Origin of the sequence: Clostridium sp. MCC344 (assembly GCF_018785365.1) — a bacterium.
Taxonomy (GTDB): Bacteria; Bacillota; Clostridia; order Lachnospirales; family Lachnospiraceae; genus Pilosibacter.
Genome location: NZ_WQPQ01000106.1, coordinates 1 through 769 on the forward strand (window position 1 = coordinate 1; position 769 = coordinate 769).

At 57.5% G+C, this 769-nt stretch carries 1 protein-coding gene and 1 pseudogene; both read left to right on the top strand.

Annotation, left to right across the window (positions count from 1 at the left end; all coding sequences use genetic code 11):
* Positions 1-582 (top strand): DUF7007 domain-containing protein (locus GPK90_RS17950; protein WP_252197594.1); only part of this gene is annotated, 582 nt, incomplete at its 5' end.
* A gap of 44 nt (positions 583-626) precedes the next feature.
* Positions 627-769, top strand: a pseudogene (locus GPK90_RS19270) (PrgI family protein); the annotation flags it as partial.

Here is a 769-nt window from a genome sequence, read left to right on the forward strand (position 1 = left end):
TACGACGGAAAACTGCTGGGCCGCTGTACCAAAGCGGACAGCGACGCCTATACCCTGTTGATGAACGCCTGCGGCGGGGAGGCTGCCCGTGTTCTTCGGGAATATGCCTATTTTTCCCCAGAACTGAAAGCCATCTTGGAAAAGGCGGCGCTCATGCAGGCGGACCGGAGCCGGACGGGCGGAATGTTCCATGCGCCGAAAAGCTCCCCGTGGGGCGAGGTGCAGAATTGTGAAACCCTCTGTCCGGGGGTGTTTCTGGTATCTACCGCCAGCCACGGCGGAACGATGGTGGCAAACGAGGTAGCCGCCGTTCTCTCCCCAGCGGCCAAAAAATGCGGCTTCAAGGACAAGGGCTATATCTGCTATGAGGAGGACGCACAGGAAAGCGTAGTGCTCCGGGAGCTGCTGGACAAAAAGCTGAGGAAAATCCCTGACCGCATTAAGGACAAAGGACAGTTTGAAGAAAAACTCAATCAGTCCATCCGGCAGTATCACCCCGAATACTGGCGGGCAAGGCAGAGCGGACGAGAGGCCGCCGAAGCTGCCCGCAGCACAGCCCCGGCCAAAGAGGCCGCAAGATAACCTCGGGTCATGCTGGCCCGAAGCAATAAAGGAGGTGTACCAAAATGGCCTATGTACCAGTACCAAAAGACCTTTCCAAAATCAAGACAAAGCTGGCCTTCAATCTGACGAAGCGCCAGCTTGTTTGTTTTTCCAGCGCGGCGGCGGTGGGCCTCCCGGCTTACCTGTTTTCCCGTGGCAGTATCGG